Origin of the sequence: Winogradskyella eximia (assembly GCF_003386165.1) — a bacterium.
GTDB classification, from domain to species: Bacteria; Bacteroidota; Bacteroidia; order Flavobacteriales; family Flavobacteriaceae; genus Winogradskyella; species Winogradskyella eximia.
The window spans coordinates 1216997-1236181 of sequence record NZ_QRDV01000001.1 but is presented as its reverse complement, the minus strand read 5'-3'; the positions used below and the strand labels follow the sequence as shown (position 1 = coordinate 1236181).

The 19185-nt window shown below is 31.9% G+C and carries 23 protein-coding genes; 13 read left to right on the top strand and 10 right to left on the bottom strand.

What is annotated here, in order from left to right; all coding sequences use genetic code 11:
• Window positions 1-42 precede the first annotated feature (42 nt).
• The 6 genes from DFQ10_RS05170 (at window position 43) to DFQ10_RS05145 (ending at window position 3858) form a co-directional block, all read left to right on the top strand.
• Window positions 43-600 (top strand): YeeE/YedE family protein, encoded by a 558-nt coding sequence (locus DFQ10_RS05170; RefSeq protein WP_115816289.1) that lies wholly within the window; start codon window positions 43-45, stop codon window positions 598-600.
• Between the two features lie 2 nt (window positions 601-602).
• Complete coding sequence (locus DFQ10_RS05165; RefSeq protein ID WP_115816288.1) at window positions 603-1019, top strand: DUF6691 family protein; 417 nt, start codon at window positions 603-605, stop codon at window positions 1017-1019.
• A 1-nt stretch (window position 1020) separates the two neighbouring features.
• On the top strand, window positions 1021-1824 hold the full coding sequence (locus DFQ10_RS05160; RefSeq protein WP_115816287.1) for a sulfite exporter TauE/SafE family protein: 804 nt from the start codon (window positions 1021-1023) through the stop codon (window positions 1822-1824).
• Window positions 1825-1895: 71 nt separating this feature from the next.
• Window positions 1896-3302: an MBL fold metallo-hydrolase gene (locus DFQ10_RS05155; protein WP_115816286.1), complete on the top strand. Its 1407-nt coding sequence runs from the start codon at window positions 1896-1898 to the stop codon at window positions 3300-3302.
• Between the two features lie 74 nt (window positions 3303-3376).
• On the top strand, window positions 3377-3580 hold the full coding sequence (locus DFQ10_RS05150; RefSeq protein ID WP_115816285.1) for a YgaP family membrane protein: 204 nt from the start codon (window positions 3377-3379) through the stop codon (window positions 3578-3580).
• Between the two features lie 8 nt (window positions 3581-3588).
• Window positions 3589-3858, top strand: coding sequence for a heavy-metal-associated domain-containing protein (locus tag DFQ10_RS05145; protein WP_115816284.1), 270 nt, complete (start codon window positions 3589-3591; stop codon window positions 3856-3858).
• A gap of 59 nt (window positions 3859-3917) precedes the next feature.
• Here the strand turns inward: DFQ10_RS05145 and DFQ10_RS05140 are convergent, their stop codons facing one another.
• The 6 genes from DFQ10_RS05140 to DFQ10_RS05115 form a co-directional block, all read right to left on the bottom strand.
• Window positions 3918-4190: an ATP-dependent Clp protease adaptor ClpS gene (locus tag DFQ10_RS05140; protein WP_115816283.1), complete on the bottom strand. Its 273-nt coding sequence runs from the start codon at window positions 4188-4190 to the stop codon at window positions 3918-3920.
• Between the two features lie 147 nt (window positions 4191-4337).
• Window positions 4338-5174, bottom strand: a complete 837-nt coding sequence (gene prmA / locus DFQ10_RS05135) for a 50S ribosomal protein L11 methyltransferase (protein WP_115816282.1) — start codon at window positions 5172-5174, stop codon at window positions 4338-4340.
• Window positions 5175-5357: 183 nt separating this feature from the next.
• The gene (gene tpiA / locus DFQ10_RS05130; protein WP_115816281.1) at window positions 5358-6107 is read right to left on the bottom strand and encodes a triose-phosphate isomerase; all 750 of its coding nucleotides are present in this window, start codon (window positions 6105-6107) and stop codon (window positions 5358-5360) included.
• Between the two features lie 86 nt (window positions 6108-6193).
• Window positions 6194-7270, bottom strand: coding sequence for an ABC transporter permease (locus tag DFQ10_RS05125; RefSeq protein WP_115816280.1), 1077 nt, complete (start codon window positions 7268-7270; stop codon window positions 6194-6196).
• A gap of 1 nt (window position 7271) precedes the next feature.
• Window positions 7272-8366, bottom strand: coding sequence for a BT_3928 family protein (locus DFQ10_RS05120; protein ID WP_115816279.1), 1095 nt, complete (start codon window positions 8364-8366; stop codon window positions 7272-7274).
• Between the two features lie 16 nt (window positions 8367-8382).
• The gene (locus tag DFQ10_RS05115; RefSeq protein WP_115816278.1) at window positions 8383-8925 is read right to left on the bottom strand and encodes a DUF1599 domain-containing protein; all 543 of its coding nucleotides are present in this window, start codon (window positions 8923-8925) and stop codon (window positions 8383-8385) included.
• Between the two features lie 95 nt (window positions 8926-9020).
• On the opposite strand from DFQ10_RS05115, the gene folP reads away from it, so the two are divergent.
• The 5 genes from folP to DFQ10_RS05090 all read left to right on the top strand — a co-directional run bounded on the left by folP (window position 9021) and on the right by DFQ10_RS05090 (window position 13031).
• Window positions 9021-9848, top strand: a complete 828-nt coding sequence (gene folP, locus DFQ10_RS05110) for a dihydropteroate synthase (RefSeq protein WP_115816277.1) — start codon at window positions 9021-9023, stop codon at window positions 9846-9848.
• Between the two features lie 3 nt (window positions 9849-9851).
• Window positions 9852-10562, top strand: a complete 711-nt coding sequence (locus DFQ10_RS05105) for a hypothetical protein (RefSeq protein ID WP_115816276.1) — start codon at window positions 9852-9854, stop codon at window positions 10560-10562.
• An 89-nt stretch (window positions 10563-10651) separates the two neighbouring features.
• Window positions 10652-11434, top strand: coding sequence for a diadenylate cyclase CdaA (gene cdaA, locus DFQ10_RS05100; RefSeq protein ID WP_115816275.1), 783 nt, complete (start codon window positions 10652-10654; stop codon window positions 11432-11434).
• Window positions 11434-12225 (top strand): DUF3667 domain-containing protein, encoded by a 792-nt coding sequence (locus DFQ10_RS05095; protein WP_115816274.1) that lies wholly within the window; start codon window positions 11434-11436, stop codon window positions 12223-12225. The genes cdaA and DFQ10_RS05095 overlap by 1 nt, the downstream gene beginning before the upstream one ends.
• Window positions 12222-13031 (top strand): DUF3667 domain-containing protein, encoded by an 810-nt coding sequence (locus DFQ10_RS05090; RefSeq protein ID WP_115816273.1) that lies wholly within the window; start codon window positions 12222-12224, stop codon window positions 13029-13031. Before DFQ10_RS05095 ends, DFQ10_RS05090 begins: the two co-directional genes overlap by 4 nt.
• A gap of 8 nt (window positions 13032-13039) precedes the next feature.
• Here the strand turns inward: DFQ10_RS05090 and DFQ10_RS05085 are convergent, their stop codons facing one another.
• Both DFQ10_RS05085 and truA read right to left on the bottom strand, forming a co-directional pair.
• Window positions 13040-14806 (bottom strand): ABC transporter ATP-binding protein, encoded by a 1767-nt coding sequence (locus DFQ10_RS05085; RefSeq protein WP_115816272.1) that lies wholly within the window; start codon window positions 14804-14806, stop codon window positions 13040-13042.
• 35 nt (window positions 14807-14841) lie between these two features.
• A complete protein-coding gene (gene truA, locus DFQ10_RS05080) occupies window positions 14842-15591 on the bottom strand; it encodes a tRNA pseudouridine(38-40) synthase TruA (protein WP_115816271.1) in 750 nt (249 codons plus the stop codon).
• A gap of 100 nt (window positions 15592-15691) precedes the next feature.
• Between truA and DFQ10_RS05075 the strand changes: the two genes are divergently transcribed.
• Window positions 15692-16186: a metallophosphoesterase family protein gene (locus DFQ10_RS05075; protein WP_115816270.1), complete on the top strand. Its 495-nt coding sequence runs from the start codon at window positions 15692-15694 to the stop codon at window positions 16184-16186.
• Window positions 16187-16249: 63 nt separating this feature from the next.
• Here the strand turns inward: DFQ10_RS05075 and DFQ10_RS05070 are convergent, their stop codons facing one another.
• Entirely contained in the window at window positions 16250-16660 is a 411-nt protein-coding gene (locus DFQ10_RS05070; protein ID WP_115816269.1) for a DUF4293 domain-containing protein, read from the bottom strand.
• A 216-nt stretch (window positions 16661-16876) separates the two neighbouring features.
• Between DFQ10_RS05070 and rho the strand changes: the two genes are divergently transcribed.
• The gene (gene rho, locus DFQ10_RS05065) at window positions 16877-18610 is read left to right on the top strand and encodes a transcription termination factor Rho (RefSeq protein WP_115816268.1); all 1734 of its coding nucleotides are present in this window, start codon (window positions 16877-16879) and stop codon (window positions 18608-18610) included.
• 101 nt (window positions 18611-18711) lie between these two features.
• On the opposite strand, the gene DFQ10_RS05060 is transcribed toward rho, so the two are convergent.
• Window positions 18712-19170, bottom strand: a complete 459-nt coding sequence (locus tag DFQ10_RS05060; protein ID WP_115816267.1) for an RNA methyltransferase — start codon at window positions 19168-19170, stop codon at window positions 18712-18714.
• Window positions 19171-19185 lie beyond the last annotated feature (15 nt).

Below are 19185 nucleotides of genomic sequence, written 5' to 3'. Positions count from 1 at the left end.
AGCCTAAATAACAGAACTTTACTTTTGTATTAAATTAATTCTATGGAATATATTTTACAGCCATGGCCTTGGTATATTTCGGGTCCATGCATTGCTATCATCATGTTTCTTCTACTTTATTTTGGAAGAACTTTTGGTATGTCTTCAAACTTAAGAACCTTGTGTGCTATTGGTGGTGCAGGAAAACGTGTGGAGTTTTTTAAATTTGATTGGAAAAGTCAAAGATGGAACCTCGTCGTTGTACTCGGAGCTATTTTTGGAGGCTTTATTGCTCACTATTTTTTATCGAATCCTATAAACATGGACCTCAGTGAAGCCACTATTAATGATTTAACAGCATTAGGGTTTAATGATATAGGGCAAAGTTTATTACCTCCAGAATTATTTAGTTGGGATGCTGTATTTAGTATTAAAGGCATTCTAATATTAATTATTGGAGGATTTCTAGTTGGCTTCGGCACACGTTATGCTGGTGGTTGTACCTCTGGCCATGCCATTACAGGACTAAGCAGCCTGCAACTACCATCGCTAGTTGCTGTGATTGGTTTCTTTCTAGGAGGCATAATTATGATTCACCTTATCTATCCAATACTTTTTTAATTATGGGAAAATATATAAAATTCTTTGTTGTTGGTATTTTCTTCGGAATTGTTCTCGTAAAATCTGAAGCTGTTTCATGGTATCGCATTTTTGAAATGTTTAAGTTTCAATCTTTTCATATGTATGGTATTATAGGAACTGCTGTTGGTACTGGTATTATTCTATTAATGCTATCAAAAATGAATAAAGTTAAAACTACTGAAGGCAATACTTTAAGAGTACCCTTAAAAGAGCGTGGCTTTACACGTTACATCATCGGTGGAACTATTTTTGGATTAGGTTGGGCCTTATGTGGCGCTTGCCCTGGACCAATGTACATTTTAATAGGTACTGGTGCTTTCTCTATATCAATAGTCATTCTTGCTGCACTTTTAGGTACTTATGCTTATGGTTTATTAAAAAACAAACTCCCACATTAATATGGAATTAACAGAGATAATAGGTTATATCGGTGCTTTAATAGTTGGACTTGTATTAGGTTTAATTGGTGGAGGTGGTTCTATTTTAACTGTTCCTATATTAGTCTATTTTTTAGGGTTTAGCCCAATAATTGCCACAAGCTATTCTCTTTTTGTAGTAGGTAGCACAGCTTTGGTAGGTACTTTTCGAAACATTAAGAAGAATACCATAGATTTTAAAACGGCAATCATCTTTGCTGTTCCTTCTATAATAACCGTGTTTATGGTGAGAAGCTTAGTCATTCCTAACTTACCAGAAGTTATATTGACTATTGGTAAGTTTTCACTTACCAACTCACTTTTTATAATGCTCATCTTTGCGGTAATAATGCTTTTAGCGGGTTGGTCAATGATTAAATCTAAAACTATCAACAGTGAAAATGCGATTAAAGATTTTGATAATACACACTATTTTGCAATTGGCACACAAGCTATAGGTATTGGTGCTTTAGCTGGCTTAGTTGGTGCTGGCGGAGGATTTTTAATAGTACCAGCACTAGTATTATTAGTAAAATTACCTATAAAAAAAGCCATAAGTACTTCATTATTTATTATTGCCATTCAATCATTAATTGGATTTTTGGGAGATTTAAAAACGTTAGATATAGACTGGAAATTTCTAATTACGTTTACCATAATTTCTATTCTAGGTATTTTTATTGGCTTAGCACTTTCTAAAAAAATAAGTGCAAAAGGACTAAAAAAAGGATTTGGATATTTCACCCTATTAATGGCAATCTATATAATTTACAAGGAGTTATTTTAAAACCTTTTGTGATATTTATCACATTTCAAAAAATGAAGTTTTGTAAATTTGCAACAAATTAAATTTTAACTATGAAAATTGAACAATTATATACTGGCTGTTTAGCACAAGGTGCTTACTATATTGAATCTGATGGTGAGGTTGCTATAATTGATCCGCTTAGAGAAATTCAACAATATATAGACAAAGCAAAAGCTAATAACGCAAAAATTAAATATATCCTAGAAACTCATTTTCATGCTGATTTTGTATCTGGTCATGTAGATTTAGCCAAAAAAACGGGTGCAACTATAGTATTTGGACCAGGAGCAACTACGGAATATGATATTCATGCAGCAACTGATGGAGAAGAACTTAAACTTGGAAAAGTAACTATTAAAGTTTTACATACACCAGGACATACATTAGAATCTGCAACCTATTTACTAAGAGACGAAAACGGAAAAGATTATGCTATTTTCTCTGGAGACACCTTATTTTTAGGAGATGTTGGACGTCCTGATTTAGCTATTAAATCTGATTTAACAAAAGAAGATTTAGCCGGAATGTTATTCGATTCGTTACGCAATAAAATTATGCCTCTCGCGGATGATGTTATTGTATATCCTGCTCATGGTGCAGGCTCTGCTTGCGGAAAAAATTTAAGTAAAGAAACCGTTGGTGTTTTAGGAGAACAGAAAAAAACAAATTACGCATTACGTGCTAATATGACAAAAGTCGAATTTGTAAAAGAAGTATTAGATGGCATTGCACCGCCACCGCAGTATTTTGCAAAAAACGCAATGATGAACAAAATGGGATATGATGCTTTTGATTCGGTTTTAAAAACAGGAAATGTCCCTCTTAATAGTGAAGAATTTGAAGCTTTGGCAAACCATGAAGCTGCATTGGTTTTAGATGTAAGAACACAATCTGATTATTTAAAAGGACACATTCCTAATTCAATATTTATTGGGTTAAATGGAGGCTTTGCTCCTTGGGTTGGCGCTTTAATTAAAGACATTAAGCAACCTATTATTTTAGTAGTTCCTGAAGGAAAATCTAAAGAAGCTGTTACGAGATTATCTCGTGTGGGTTACGATAATACATTAGGTTACCTTGAAGGAGGAATAGATGCATGGCAAAAAGCCGGAAAACAAATTGAAACATTAGAATCAATTTCGGCGGAAGACTTTGCAAAACGTGCAAAAACAGATAAGATTAATATTTTAGATGTTAGAAATGACGGTGAATATAAATCTACACATATTGAAGGAGCTCAACATTTATCATTAGATTCTATCAATGAGAAAATGAATGAAATTGATAAAGACAAAACATACTATGTGCATTGCGCTGGTGGCTATCGTTCTGTTATTGCTGAATCTATTTTAAAAGCAAGAGGTTTTAATAAACTTATTGATGTACTTGGTGGATATGCAGCCATAAAAGACACTGATATAAAAACCACAGATTTTGTTTGCCCTTCAACACTATAAAACATTAAATAGACCTAGCTAGATAAAGCTAATAATCTCATTGGTTTTTAAGCTACTTATAAATAAGATTTATTATGAAAAAAAACATGGGTACTTTAGATAAAAGTGTGAGAATTGCAGTTGCAATTATTATCGCTTTGCTTTACTACTTTAATATTCTTGAAGGAACGTTAGCCTATATTCTTATGGCTGTATCAATAATATTTTTAATCACTAGCTTTATTAATTTCTGTCCTTTATACACTTTATTTGGATGGAATACATGTAAGCGCAAATAAAAACAAACATGAAAAATACATTTAACATACAAAACTTAAAATGTGGTGGTTGTGCAAACACCATCATTACACAATTATCTAAATTAGAAGGTATTTCTGAAGTTGAAGTTAATAACGAAACTAACCAAGTAAGCTTTGATGCTATTACTGATAGTGAAATTGTTAATGTGAAAAATAAATTATCAGATTTAGGCTACCCAATTGAAGGAGATGCCAACTCTTTACCTAAAAAAGCAAAGTCATTTGTGAGCTGTGCTGTAGGCAGAATGACAAAATAAAAGATTAGAAAATCTTAATTTGAAACATAAAAAAATCCCACTTTAAGTGGGATTTTTTATTATACTATTTCTGCACTAAGTCCTGCTTGTAAAAGCTTAGAACATCTTGGCTCTAAATCTTCGTACGAGCCTGTTTTTACTGTACACTTGCCTTTATAATGCACTAGCAAAGCACATTGCTCAGCTTGCTCTGGCACATGATCGCAAGCATAAATAAGTGTATCTATAACATGATCGAATGTATTTACTTCATCGTTAAATAAAACAATCTCGTTTTGTTTTAACTCTTCTTCTTTTAAAAGTAGTTCTTCTGAGTATTTTTCTTTTGTCATTGCTTTAACAGATTTAAGAATTTCTCGTTTTATATTTTTTTTAATATATATAACTGCATTTTAAATTGCTCTAAAACACACGTTTAATAGAAACGCATACTCAATTCATTAACCTTCAATGAATCAGCTCGTTTATATTATATAATACTAATTTATAAATTTTAACGAAACCCACTTCCCTTTTTGTATAGTTTCATTCAATTTTAACATATGCTTATTGCATTCTTCTACTATAATAGGAATATCTTCTTCGTAGAAACCGCTCAAAAACAATGTCCCATTTGGATTTAAACATTTAGCATAACTTCCAATATCTGACAACAATATGTTTCTATTAATATTGGCAATAATACTATCATATTTTTTACCTTCTAACAACGTTACATCTCCTTCATAAACTGAAATATTAGAACAATCATTACGTTCTACATTTTCTATACTATTAAGATAACACCAGTTATCAATATCAATAGCATCTAGCTTAGTTGCTCCTACTTTCTCTGCTAGTATAGCTAAAACACCTGTACCACAACCCATATCTAAAACTGATTTGTTTTTAAAATCATTTCTTAGAATATGCTGAATCATCATATGTGTGGTTTCGTGATGTCCTGTACCGAAACTCATTTTAGGCTCAATGATTAAATCGAATTTGGTATCTGGCTTCTCGTGAAATGGTGCACGTACAGACACTAAATCATCTACAATTATTGGATTAAAGTTTTTTTCCCACTCTTCGTTCCAGTTAGTTTGTTCAATTTCATTAAAATCGAATGTGATTTTAAACTCATCTGAATTTAAAATATAAATATCCTCTAGAATATTTTCATTCCATTCTTCTTTTTGAATGTATGCTGTTACTCCCTCTCCGGTTTCTACAAAACTTTCAAATCCGGCATAACCGAGTTCTGCAATTAAAATTTCGGTTGCTGGTTGTAATGGGTCTACTTTAAAGTTGTAACCTAGGTATATTGTATTGGACATTTTTAATTTACAATTATTGATGTACTAATGTTTGTCTGATTATTATTGCCATTTGGTGAATGCGTTAGCGGTAGAAACGGCATCCTTTTTTGCCATTAAAAGCAAAAAAGATATAGTGAATGACGCGACTTTTTACTTAACCCATAGTGTTAAGTAAAAAGTAACGCCCAAATTATTTAGTGCTTAAAATGCGTTTACTATCGCATAAAAATCTTCTGCTTTAAGAGCTGCTCCACCAATTAGTCCACCATCTACATCTGGCTTACCAAAAATCTCTTTTGCATTTGCTGGTTTTACACTTCCTCCGTATAATATAGAAACAGAATCAGCGACGTCATTTCCGTATTTATCAGCTAACGTTTTTCTAATAAAGGCATGCATGTCTTGTGCTTGCTCCGGACTCGCTGTTTCACCTGTACCTATGGCCCAAACTGGCTCGTATGCTAAAACAATATGCTTAAATGCATCAGCACCTAAATGAAATAATGCGTTTTTAATTTGGCTAGATACAACTGCTTCTTCATTACCTGCTTTTCTATCTGCTAATTCTTCACCAAAACAGAAAATAATACGCATGTTATGTGCTAATGCAGCATCAACTTTTTTTACTAATGACTCATCTGTTTCATTATAATACGCTCTACGCTCACTGTGACCAAGAATTACAGTTTGAATACCGATACTTTTTAACATACCAGCGCTAATTTCGCCTGTATAAGCTCCGTTTTCTGCAAAGTGCATGTTCTGTGCAATAACTTCTATTGACTCTTGTCTAAGAGACTCAAAAGCTTGCCAAAGGTTTGTAAAGGTTGGAGCTATCATCACCTCAGCGTCTGAGGTTTGATTTTGTTTTAACAATTCTGTGATTAATTCCTCTGTTTGAGGTAAATCATTATTCATTTTCCAGTTACCGGCAACAATATTTTTTCTCATAATATAAAGTATATTGAATTCTTAAGTTTAGTACACAAAAATAACACAATAATGATGAAAGTAAATTGACAATTATCAGTATTTCATTAAGCTAGCTTTACTCGTGGATCTAACCAAGCATATATAATATCTACAAAAATATTTATGGTTATAAATATGATAGCAATTACTAAAACAGATCCCATTATTACTGGTAAATCTAATGTATTTAGTGCGTTTACGATTTCTTTACCTAAGCCATTCCAACCGAAAATATACTCTACAAAAACGGCTCCTGCCAACATAGATGCAAACCAACCAGAAATTGCTGTTACTACAGGATTTAAAGCATTTTTTACGGCATGATTTTTTATCACCTGAAACTCACTCAACCCTTTAGCTCTCGCTGTCCTAATATAATCTTGGTTTAGAACTTCTAATAATGAGTTTCGCATTAACTGAATTACAACAGCCAAAGGTCTTATGCCTAAAACAATTGCGGGAAGTATTAAATTTTTCCATCTAATGTTTATTTTCTCACCAAAATCATCTAGCTCGTACAAACTACCTGTCATTTCTAAATTAGTGTATTTATGCCATACAAAACCAAATAACCATGCAAATAAAATGGCACTAAAAAAAGAGGGTACACTCATACCAAAAGTGCTTAGAATTTGAATGGTTTTATCTACCCAAGTATCCTTGTATAATGCTGAAATGATTCCGAAAACAATACCTAAAACAATGGCTATAACGATTGCTGAAACGGCTAACACAAATGTATTAGGAATAGTCTCTCCTATAATTTGAGATACTTTTTTACCTTGTTTGGTAAAGGATTCTCTTAAATAAGGTGCTTTTAAAACAGTTGTTGTATTCCCAATAGTAAAAAGCGCTGTTGCTGTATATTTATTTGGACTTAAGTGTGTATAATCCTTTACTGTATTTGAATGAAATGAAATTGGCGATAAATCATTTAGATAATAAAAAAACTGTGTACTAATAGGTTTATCAAAACCGTATTTCTGTTTTACGTTTTTAACTTGTTCTGCTGTTTGATTTTGACCTAACATCATCTTAGCAGGATCGCCTGGCAGAATATTGAATAAAAAGAAAATGACAGTAATAACACCTAATAAGGTGATAAAAGCATAAAGGATTTTATTTATAAGATACCTGACCAAATTAAAGTTCTATATCTTCAATATCGTTCCAATGTGCTTTGTTCATAACTGTTCCTTTATTTAAAATTACTATTCCAGGATTTGATCTCACAATGGTTTTAATCACTTTTTCATCACATAAATAAAACTCAAAATTAAGATTATGATCTTGCTTTATTTGCGCTTTATCTTGAGGTCCTGAAGAGGTTAACCCTATCACAGTATAACCTTTAGATTTTGCGTTATCAGTAAACGTTTTTAGTTTATTAACTCCTTCTAACTCACCTTTTGGAATACTATACATAGCAACGATAAGAAGTTTATCTACCTCTAAAAATTGTGCAGTTAAATCTTCATCATCAGATTCTATAGAGAAATCTTGAATTGGTGGCACATAACCTTCATCTATTACCTTAGTTTCTACACCAACATACTCACCGTCTACTTTTGGATAACTACCATTGGTTACAAATTCTTGTTCTTCTCCATTAACATTAAACGTCCAAGTATATTCTGAAACTGCTTTTGCTGCATCTTCTGGTGTTGACATACCTTCTTGGAAGTTAGATCCAATCTTATAAGCTCTAAAATCTATAGCTGGTAAATGCATTAACACATGATAGCCAAACCATAAAGAAAGAATAAAGCTAAATAATGCAATTATAGTTGTTGGCAATTTTGAGAACAATGGTTTAATGTATTTTACACCTGCAAACAATATTAAAATTAGTACAAGTAATACTAGATCTTTAGTGAAACTTTCCCAAGGTGTTAATTTTAAGGCATCACCAAAGCAGCCGCAATCTTTAACTTTATCAAAGTACGCTGAATAAAAGGTAAGAAATGTAAAAAACACAATCATTAACAATAAACTCCAAACCGTAAATTTTGGTTTATAGCCTATTAATAAAAAGACACCCAAAACAACTTCGAATACCACAACAATTACAGAAATACCAAGTGCATACGGAATTAGAAATTCTAGATTTAAAACATCTGCTCCAAAATATTCTTCAAGCTTATATGAAAAACCAAGTGGATCATTCAGTTTTATAAATCCTGAGATAATAAATAATATTCCCGTAAATACTCTGCTAATTTGTACTATGTATTTCATAATTAATAAAATCTATTTACTTACTTTCTCCTAAATGAATCATAGCAAAAACCGCATAGTTTATCATATCTTGATAATTCGCATCAATGCCTTCACTCACAATTGTTTTACCTGCGTTGTCTTCAATTTGCTTAACTCGTAATAATTTTTGCAAAATCAAATCTGTTAAAGAACTTACACGCATATCTCTCCAAGCCTCACCATAATCGTGATTTTTATCGAGCATCAACTGTTTTGTGATTGCAATTTTTTCATCATAAAGTTTAGTAGCGTCTTCTGTGTTTAAGTCTGGTTGCTCAACAACACCTTTTTCTAATTGAATCAGTGCCATTAAACAATAATTAATAATGCCTATAAATTCGCTTACTTCTCCTTCATCAACTTTTCTTACTGCATTTTGCTGTAAGCCTCTAATGCGTTGAGCCTTAATAAAAATTTGATCGGTTAATGATGGTAATCTTAAAATTCGCCATGCACTACCATAATCACTCATCTTATTAATAAAAAGTGCTCTACATTTTGCGATAACAGCATCGTATTGTTTTGAAGTATCTTGCATCTATTACATTAAAATTTGCGTAAATTTCGCATAAATAAATTAGAAGTTCAAAGTTTGAGGTTTAAAGTTTTCTTAACGTTATTTTTAGATTAAAGATGAATATAAATTGCAAAGGCAAACTGATCGATTTATCCACACCAAAAGTGATGGGAATTTTAAATGTTACACCTGATTCCTTTTTTGATGGCGGAAAATATAAAGATGAAGCTGATATTTTAAATAAGGTGGAGGTTATGTTGAAACAAAATGCCACTTTTATAGATATTGGAGGTTACAGCTCCAGACCTAATGCAGATGATGTTAGTGAAGCTGAAGAACTCAATCGAGTTGTTCCAATAGTTAAAATTATTTTGAAACATTTCCCTGACACTTTAATTTCCATTGATACATTTAGAAGCGATGTAGCCAAACAAAGTATTGAAAACGGAGCTGCTTTAGTTAATGATATTTCTGCAGGAAAACTAGACACAAAAATGCTTTCTACCGTTGGAAATCTTGGTGTACCTTACATAATGATGCACATGAAAGGCAATCCCAAAACCATGCAGCAACAAACAGAATACAACGATATAACCAAAAATGTTATCGCTTATTTTGCTGAACGCATAGCGGCTGCTCGCAAAGAAAAAATAAACGATATAATTATCGATCCTGGCTTTGGATTTGCAAAAACCATAGCACAAAACTTTGAATTACTGAATTCATTAAAATTACTACAACTCACAGACCAACCTATTTTAGCAGGTGTTTCTAGAAAATCTATGATTTATAAAACACTAAATTCAACAGCTAAAGAGGCCTTAAACGGTACAACAGCTTTGCATATGGTAGCTTTAGAAAATGGAGCATCAATATTACGTGTACACGATGTAAAAGAAGCGATGGAATGTGTAACACTTTACAATCAATTGAAATCTAATTAATCCATGCGTATTATATATTTACTTATTTTTTTATGTTGCCTAAGTTGCAATAACGAACGTGTTTTACTTTTACCTGAAATTGAAAATGCTAAAACCACAGAAGTTTTAGATGTCTCACCTGGTTATATTTTTTATGATGAAACACAACCAGATTCCACATTGTTAAACCGTAAAAATTTAATAATTACAACGAATTGGTTAGTGAATGTAGATAAACGTCTAACATTAAAACAAGCGATTCCGCATATTAAATTTTTGCAAGACAAAAAACGTAATGCAGAAATGCATAAGAATGAAAATGCTAAGAATTATTTTACATGTAATGATACAAGTATTAAAAATTTAGGATTTTTAGAGTTTACCGATGTTTACTATGAAATGGTTAATAGCCATAAAGACTCTATTAATCTACATGCGTTGCAGCTAAAACCCATAGACGATGCTGTTATTTCTGAATTACCAATTCCTGCAACTTACTTAGTAATTGACAATGGCAATAAAGCTGATTTCGAAAATTTAATAATACCTATTTTACAATACCAGAAAGCAATTTACACGGCTATGCCTGATAAAAATATCATAACCTCTGGATTTTCACTCAACATATATTTTGATGGACACTTAAGCTTTCAAGACTATATTTCAATGAAGTCTACATTAGAAAAATTAAATACAGAAAAGCTAAAAATTACCTCTAACGAATTCATCTATTAAGCACCAGATCTAACAAATTTTGGATTATTGAGTACAATTATAATCTTCTAATTCACATAAATTCTTAAATTAGCAAAAAGACAAATCATTTGGAAAACTTACAAATTTGGGATTTTAGATTTATAGACTTCGTGGATGTCTTCCTTGTTGCTATTCTTCTTTATTACATCTACAAGCTTGTAAAAGGTACTGTTGCTATCAATATCTTTATTGGTATCCTTATTATTTATTTTGCTTGGCGATTAACCGATTACCTCAATATGCAGATGCTTTATAGCATTTTTGATGGTTTTATGAAGGTTGGTATTATTGCTTTAATCGTCGTCTTTCAACCAGAAATTAGAAAGTTCCTTCTAATGGTTGGCTCTACCAATATTGGTGGCAAACGAAATCTTTTTAAAAACTTTAAGTTTCTTAAAAACGAAGACCAAACCTCTACAGATGTTGATGCCATTATTAAGGCTTGCAACAAAATGGGAACAACTAACACTGGAGCGTTAATTGTAATAGAACGTAATAACAACTTAGATTTCTTAACCGATACCGGAGACGAAATGAATATTTTAGTCTCACAACCCATTATTGAAAGTATCTTTTTTAAAAATAGCCCTCTCCATGATGGTGCAATAATAATTGATAAAAATATTGTTAAAGCCACACGTGTTATTCTTCCTGTTAATAATGAAAAAAATATTCCTGAACGCTTTGGATTAAGACACAGAGCTGCCATTGGTATAACAGAAAAAACAGATGCTTTAGCACTTTGTGTGAGTGAAGAAACTGGGCAAATTTCTTATATTAAAAACGGAGAGTTTGTGATATTTAAAGATACAGACGAGCTTACCCAAAAAATAAAAACAGATTTAGGGTAGTGAATTGTAAAAACTGTAATAACAATCTTAGAGACTCACAAAAATTTTGTGATGAATGTGGCGCAAAAGTGATTCAGAATCGCCTAAAGCCAAAAGTCTTAGCCCAACAAGTTAACGAACAATTTCTTTGTGTTGACAACAAGTTTCTGCGAACATTTATAGACTTATTTAGAACACCTGAAACTGTAATTATTGGCTACATAAACGGTACTAGAAAAAAATATATTGATGTGATTCAGTATTTTGCTATATCAATAACTTTAGTTGGTTTTCAAGTATTTTTAATGTCTACTTTTTTTAAAGAATCAATGGATTTTGGATCTGGGTTTGCTGAAGGTTTTAATGCTTCATCAGCTAAAGCTGACAACCCTTTTAAAGATATTGATTTTAATAGTATCAATAATTATCAAGGATTAATTTACATTTTAACCGTTCCGTTTTCCGCTCTTGGGAGTTGGCTTGCCTATTATATTATTGGAGAAAGAAGCTATAATTTTACAGAACATATTGTTATTAATTTATACTACTCTGCTCAAGTAATCATTGTAACCGCTTTACTCACTATACTATTTTTAGTATTGGGATTAAATTACTTTGTAATATCTTCTATAATATACATACCCACTTTTGCGTATTTATTTTATGTTCTAAAACGTATATTTAAAACCACTTTTTGGGAGACCTTTGCTCGATTTTTACTCGTAATGGCAATCTATATTGGGTCATTTATGATCATTGGATTACTAATGCTAATAATAGTTATAATAATTGGCATTGCCATATATAAATGAATTGTAAAAACTGCCATACAGAACTCTCAGAACAAGATGACTATTGTAAATGTTGCGGCGGCAAAGTGATTAGGTATCGTCTGACTTTCGGAAATCTTTTTGAGCACATTAGTGAAACGTTTTTTAATTATGACAACAAGATACTTCGCACTTTAATTGATCTATTTAAAAAGCCAGAAGTTGTTATAGGTGGTTATATCAGTGGTGTAAGAAAACGCTATGTTAACCCGATTAGCTTTGTTGCATTATCACTTACAGTAGGAGGATTATATATGCTTATTCTTAATAGGTATTTTCCAAATGCCATGATAGAAATGTCGTCAGCTGGTGCTGAGCAACAGGAAGTAATTGCTAAAGAAATGGTCAAAATTATGCAAAAGTACTACTCTTTTGTAATGATACTTTTAATACCAGTTTATGCAATAATATCGCGCTTGGTTTTTGTAAATAGAAAGGAATATAACTTTACTGAACATCTCGTAATGGCCATGTTTATGATGGCTCAATTTTCATTGGTTAGTTCATTTTTAAACATAATGTTATTAGTGCTTCATCTTCCTTCAAGTATATTAGGATCCACTAGTATTTTTCTACAAATGGCATATTTTGGATATTGCTATAAACGTCTGTACAAGTTATCTATACCTAGTTTAATACTAAAGTTAATGTTCTTCTTTGGAATCTTACTGGCTGTAATGATTCTGTGTGTTATTCTCGGAATTGTTATGGCATTACTATTCAAAGATTCTGCCTTTATGCAAGAAATTATTGAAGCACAAAAAGCTACGTTTGAAGCAACTAAATAATGAAAATATTAAGCCACTTCTACCTTTAAAAACTGAACTTCATATAGATTTTTGTAGTAACCCGTTTCTTTTGCTAGAAGTGATTTGTGCGTTCCAATTTCAACAATTTGACCAGCATCCATAACTATAATTTTGTCTGCCTGTTGTATTGTTGCTAATCTGTGTGCAATTACAATAGAAGTTCTTCCTTTAGTTATCTTGTCTGTAGCATCTTGTATTAATTGCTCTGAATATGAATCTACCGAAGAAGTTGCTTCATCTAAAATTAAAATACTTGGATTAGTCACATAAGCTCTTAAAAACGAGATTAATTGACGTTGGCCAGAAGATAACATCACACCTCTTTCTTTTACATTATAATGATAACCACCTGGAAGACTAGATATAAACTCATGTATTCCAATAGCTTTTGCTGCATTCACAACATCCTCTTCCGTAATATCCTCATTATTTAAAGTTATATTATTAAGAATAGTATCTGCAAATAAAAATACATCTTGCAACACCACTGCTATCTGACTTCTCAGAGAGCTTAAGGTCATGTCTTTTATATCCGTATCATCAACTTTTATAGTACCAGAATTGATTTCGTAAAAACGATTCAATAAATTAATAATGGTAGATTTCCCAGCACCTGTTGCACCAACAATAGCAACAGTTTCACCTGCTTTAACATCAAACGAAATACCTTTTAAAACCTCTTCGTCTTTAATGTATGAGAATCGAACATCTTTAAACGAAATATTCCCTTTAAAATGTTTAGCTTCAATAGTGCCAGAATCATCAATATTAGATGTTGTATCTAACACTTTAAATACACGATCTGCAGCAACCATTCCCATTTGTAACGTGTTAAATTTATTCGCAATTTGATTTAAAGGTCTAAACAACATTGGGATAAACATGGTAAAGGCAATTAAATCTCCTAAAGTTGCTGTTTGGCCAATCACGGTATTTAAACCACCATACCAAATCACAGCTCCCATGGTTAAAGATGAAATAAAATCTGCAATAGGAAAGAAAATAGAATTATACCAAACCGTTTTTAACCAGCCTTTTTTATGACGTTCATTAATGGCCTTAAACTTTTTATATTCTGTATCTTCTCGTGTAAATAATTGTAATATTTTCATTCCTGTTACACGTTCTTGCACAAAGGAATTTAGATTAGACACTTCCGTTCTTACATCTTCAAACGCACGTTTCATGTACTTCTGAAAAATCTTAGTCGCAAACAAAACAACTGGCAATGTTACAATAACGATAAGGCTTAATTTCCAATTCATGTAAAACATAAAACCAGCAACCACTAACATCTTTAAGATATCACTAAAAATCATAAATAACCCTTCACCAAAGATATCTGCAATACGCTCCATATCTGTGACTGCTCTTGTTATTAAAACACCTACCGAAGATTTATCGAAATATGTCATTTTAAATTTAAGCATGTGTTTAAATAACTTAACACGTATATCTCTCACCACCGATTGTCCTAACCAACTTGCATAGTAGATAAAAAGTAACTGTGAAACCACCTCTAACAGCAACAATGCGAGCATAATCACTATATAAACAACAAAGCCGTTATACTCTTTATTTGCTATCTTAACGTCTATTGCTTCTTTTAAAACATAAGGTCTAAAGGCACCAAATAATGCCAAGCCAATCACACAAATTAATGACACCACAAAAACAGCACGATACGGTTTTATGTACTGCAGCAATCGCGTAAACAACGATACATCAAATATTTTCTTTTTTTTATCTGCCATATTTATTTCCCAAATCAATTGGAAATCTTATCAATTTAACACTCTAATCTTATAGTTTCTGGATACACTATTTCTACCAAATACAAACCATGTGCAGGTACAGAAAATCCAGCTTCACTCCTACTCTTAGAAGCAATAATCCCATGTAAATCTTCCGAATTCATTTTACCTAAACCAATATTTATCATAGTGCCTACAATAGCCCTCACCATATTTCTTAAAAAACGATCTGCTGTAATAGTAAAAATTAATTGATTTCCATTTTGTGTCCAAAAAGCGGTTTTAATATCACAATTATAAGTTTTAACATCAGTATTTACTTTAGAAAAGCATTGAAAATTTTTATACTGTAATAAGATCTTGCAAGCAACATTCATCGCTTCAATATTCAAGGGCAAATGCACCTGATACGCAAAATCATAATCAAATACATTTTTAGATGTTGAAATTTTATAATGGTACGTTCTACTTGAAGCGTAAAACCTAGCATGTATTTCTGGTTTCACTTCAAACACAGAAGTCACCGCAATATCTTTTGGTAAAAACGAATTCAATTTATAGACTAAATCTTTAGATTCAAAATCTCCTTGAAAATCGAAATGAGCAAACATCTGAGACGCATGCACGCCAGAATCTGTTCTGCCAGCTCCTACAATCGCAATTTTAGTTTTCAAGATAGTAGAAAGTGCTTTTTCTAGTACTTCTTGCACAGAAATTGCATTAGGTTGATTTTGCCAACCATGATAGGCTTTACCATTATATGAAAGTTCAATGAAAAATCGCAATAGAAATCTTACTTTTGTTAAAGTGCAAAGTTACAGTTTTAGATGCTAAAGAAATCCTAAAATATGAAGTTATAGTTTACCGATTTCTCCAAGATTAAATATGAAAAAAATACTCCTTTTATCAGATACGCATAGTTACATAGATGATGCAATTTTAAGACACGTAAAACAAGCAGACGAAGTATGGCATGCTGGTGATATTGGTGATTTAAATGTAACGGACAGTATAAAAAAATTAAAACCTCTTAAAGGTGTTTACGGTAATATTGATGACGCTAAAGCCCGAACTGAATTTCCGCTAGATAACAGATTTATGTGCGAAGATGTTGATGTTTGGATAACACATATTGGTGGTTATCCACCTAAATACAATAATAAAGTAAAAGAAGCTTTGGTAGCGAATCCACCAGATATTTTTATCACTGGTCATTCTCACATCTTAAAAGTAATGCCAGATAAAAAATTAAATTTATTACACATGAATCCTGGTGCAGCTGGCACACATGGATTTCATAAAGTAAGAACTATGCTTCGTTTTAAAATTGATGGTAAAAACATTAAAGACTTAGAAGTCATTGAATTTGAAAAGCGATAAAACAAAAAAAACCCAGACGGCAGCGTCTGGGTTTTTCACACTAATACTACTAAGATTTTAGGTCTATCGTAATCGATCTACAGATTTTACGAGATCTTCATCCTTTTTTATAGCCTTGTTAGCCAAGACTAAACACACAATAGAAAAAATAGGAAGAAGCATCCCAATACCTTTCTCAGAAACGTTAATTTCTCCAGATAAGTTTAGAGATTGATATACAAAGATTCCTAGTAAAACAAAGTTTAATACTATATTGAGTCGTCCCAAAACAAATTGAGATTTCCTGTCTTTAAATCTAAATATTGAAATCAAAGATAATAAAGCTGAACCAAGAAATAAACCTAAATACAAAAAATCATCTAGAGCAAATATCTTTACATCATTATTATCAGTCCACAAATGAAACACAAATATTAAGCCTGCTGAAATTACAGCAGCTAAAAATAAATATAGAGTTTGAATGCGTTGAATCATATCTTTTATTAAAAAAGCTCTGCAAAATTAGGAGTTTATTTTTTAAAAAGATAGAAATTGTTTTAAAATAAAATTGTATTATTGCAATAGAAAGAAGTAACCAACTGAGTTGCATCCTTCTAATCTTCCAAATTAATCTCACTTTTTTTCTTTTTTTTTCATTTAGAAAATCTTGAATTAATAATATCAAATTATAATACATATACAACATACAGAATGTTTGAAATTTCTCAGTTAAAAGCTAAAAAACTTCCTGAATTACAGGAGATAGCTAAACAACTAAACGTACCTAAATACCGTACACAAAAAAAATTAGACTTGGTTTATCAGATTTTAGATTACCAAGCAACAAACCCTGACGCTGTTAAAACAACAGTTGCAGCAGAAACTCCTTCAGAACCTAAGCCAAAACAAAGCAAACCACCAGTAAAACGTGCTAGAGTTCCTCAAAAACCAAAAGATAATAAAGAGCAAAAATCTTTAGAATTTTCTGATGGTGCTGATAAGAAAGAAGAGGTAACCGCAAAACCTCAAGAACAGAGAAAGCCACTTCCTCGTAAACCTCAAGAGCGAAAAACTCAGGAGAATAAATCTCAAGAAAACAAAGCTCAGGAGACTAAACCAAATGAAGACAAATCTAAAACAGATAAGCCTGTAAAAGATAAGACTCATAATAAACCTCAAGAACAAAGAGAACAAAGAAAACCTAATCCACGTAAAGACGACAATAGACGTCCTCAAAACAAGGATAACAGACAACCACGCGGTAAAGACGGAAATAAAAATAACGGTAATAAAGACAGCAGAAATCGCTATCGTGAGCCAGATTTTGAATTCGATGCTATTATTGAAAGCGAAGGAGTTTTAGACGTTATGCAAGATGGTTATGGGTTTTTAAGATCTTCGGATTATAATTACTTGTCATCTCCAGATGATATTTATGTATCTCAATCTCAAATTAGATTATTTGGTTTAAAAGTTGGTGATACTGTTTTAGGAAATGTACGTCCACCTAAAGAAGGTGAAAAGTATTTCCCTTTAATTAAAGTCAGTAAAATTAACGGTCAAAGCCCAAATGTGGTAAGAGACAGAGTTGCTTTTGAACACTTAACTCCATTATTTCCTCAAGAGAAATTTAATATTGCCGAAAAGCAAGCGACAATTTCTACTCGAATTATGGATTTGTTCGCACCAATTGGTAAAGGACAACGTGGTATGATTGTATCACAACCAAAAACGGGTAAAACGATGTTATTAAAGGATGTTGCAAATGCTATTGCAGCAAATCATCCTGAGGTATATCAAATGATTTTATTAATTGATGAACGTCCAGAAGAAGTTACAGACATGCAACGTAATGTACGTGGTGAAGTCATTGCTTCTACTTTTGATAAAGAAGCACATGAGCATGTAAAAATCGCTAATATCGTTTTAGAAAAAGCAAAACGTTTGGTAGAATGTGGTCACGATGTTGTGATTCTTTTAGATTCTATAACACGTTTGGCTAGAGCTTATAACTCTGTACAACCAGCATCTGGTAAGATTCTTTCGGGAGGTGTAGATGCTAATGCTTTACATAAACCAAAACGTTTCTTTGGTGCTGCTCGTAATATTGAAAATGGTGGATCATTAACAATTATTGCTACAGCCTTAACTGAAACAGGTTCTAAAATGGATGAAGTTATCTTTGAAGAATTTAAAGGTACTGGTAATATGGAATTACAGTTAGATCGTAAGATTTCTAACCGTCGTATTTATCCAGCTATCGATTTAACATCTTCTAGTACAAGACGTGATGATATTTTATTAGATGCGACTACGATTCAAAGAATGTGGGTAATGCGTAAGTATCTTGCAGATATGAACCCAGTTGAAGCTATGGAATTTATCAATGATCGTTTCAAACAAACTAGAAACAACGAAGAGTTTTTAATCTCAATGAATGGTTAAACCTTTTCAGAATTTATAAAACAAAAAACCTTGAATTAATAGTTCAAGGTTTTTTTATGGAATTTTATATTTAAAAGAATAACTAACACGTGTTCTAAAAATTAAACACGTGGCTTATCTATACCTCTATCATACATTACAATACTACCAGCAACAGATACATTAAGGCTTAATTGCGATTTAAATTTTATTAAAAAATGACTGCTTTCAATGGCTTTGTTAGATAACCCATGGTCTTCTGCTCCGAGTAAATATACACATCGTCTTGGGTGATTAAATGTTTCTAACGGTAGGGCATCATCTGTTAATTCTACACCAACAAGTCTTGTTCCTTTAGGTAAATTACTAAAGAAATCCTCAAATGTATCATAATGAAAGTATGGCATGGATTTTACAGCATTGTGTGTATCACAAGCTTGCTTTGCGTAACGATTACCTATCGTAAATATAAAGCTTGCTCCAAGGTTTTGGGCTGATCTCCATAACACACCAAGGTTTTCTGGTGTTTTTCCATTTTGGATTCCTATTCCGAAGAATTCATTGGTAAAATTATCATTCATGAATCAAAAATATAA

Coding starts and splice junctions, on each gene's coding strand:
- DFQ10_RS05060 (WP_115816267.1), bottom strand. CDS start 19,170: ATGAATGATAATTTTACCAATGAATTCTTCGGAATAGGAATCCAAAAT.
- tpiA (WP_115816281.1), bottom strand. CDS start 6,107: ATGAGAAAAAATATTGTTGCCGGTAACTGGAAAATGAATAATGATTTA.
- rho (WP_115816268.1), top strand. CDS start 16,877: ATGTTTGAAATTTCTCAGTTAAAAGCTAAAAAACTTCCTGAATTACAG.
- DFQ10_RS05140 (WP_115816283.1), bottom strand. CDS start 4,190: ATGACAAAAGAAAAATACTCAGAAGAACTACTTTTAAAAGAAGAAGAG.
- DFQ10_RS05160 (WP_115816287.1), top strand. CDS start 1,021: ATGGAATTAACAGAGATAATAGGTTATATCGGTGCTTTAATAGTTGGA.
- DFQ10_RS05115 (WP_115816278.1), bottom strand. CDS start 8,925: ATGCAAGATACTTCAAAACAATACGATGCTGTTATCGCAAAATGTAGA.
- DFQ10_RS05085 (WP_115816272.1), bottom strand. CDS start 14,806: ATGGCAGATAAAAAAAAGAAAATATTTGATGTATCGTTGTTTACGCGA.
- DFQ10_RS05150 (WP_115816285.1), top strand. CDS start 3,377: ATGAAAAAAAACATGGGTACTTTAGATAAAAGTGTGAGAATTGCAGTT.
- prmA (WP_115816282.1), bottom strand. CDS start 5,174: ATGTCCAATACAATATACCTAGGTTACAACTTTAAAGTAGACCCATTA.
- folP (WP_115816277.1), top strand. CDS start 9,021: ATGAATATAAATTGCAAAGGCAAACTGATCGATTTATCCACACCAAAA.
- DFQ10_RS05155 (WP_115816286.1), top strand. CDS start 1,896: ATGAAAATTGAACAATTATATACTGGCTGTTTAGCACAAGGTGCTTAC.
- DFQ10_RS05170 (WP_115816289.1), top strand. CDS start 43: ATGGAATATATTTTACAGCCATGGCCTTGGTATATTTCGGGTCCATGC.
- DFQ10_RS05120 (WP_115816279.1), bottom strand. CDS start 8,366: ATGAAATACATAGTACAAATTAGCAGAGTATTTACGGGAATATTATTT.
- DFQ10_RS05075 (WP_115816270.1), top strand. CDS start 15,692: ATGAAAAAAATACTCCTTTTATCAGATACGCATAGTTACATAGATGAT.
- DFQ10_RS05165 (WP_115816288.1), top strand. CDS start 603: ATGGGAAAATATATAAAATTCTTTGTTGTTGGTATTTTCTTCGGAATT.
- DFQ10_RS05090 (WP_115816273.1), top strand. CDS start 12,222: ATGAATTGTAAAAACTGCCATACAGAACTCTCAGAACAAGATGACTAT.
- DFQ10_RS05070 (WP_115816269.1), bottom strand. CDS start 16,660: ATGATTCAACGCATTCAAACTCTATATTTATTTTTAGCTGCTGTAATT.
- DFQ10_RS05145 (WP_115816284.1), top strand. CDS start 3,589: ATGAAAAATACATTTAACATACAAAACTTAAAATGTGGTGGTTGTGCA.
- DFQ10_RS05105 (WP_115816276.1), top strand. CDS start 9,852: ATGCGTATTATATATTTACTTATTTTTTTATGTTGCCTAAGTTGCAAT.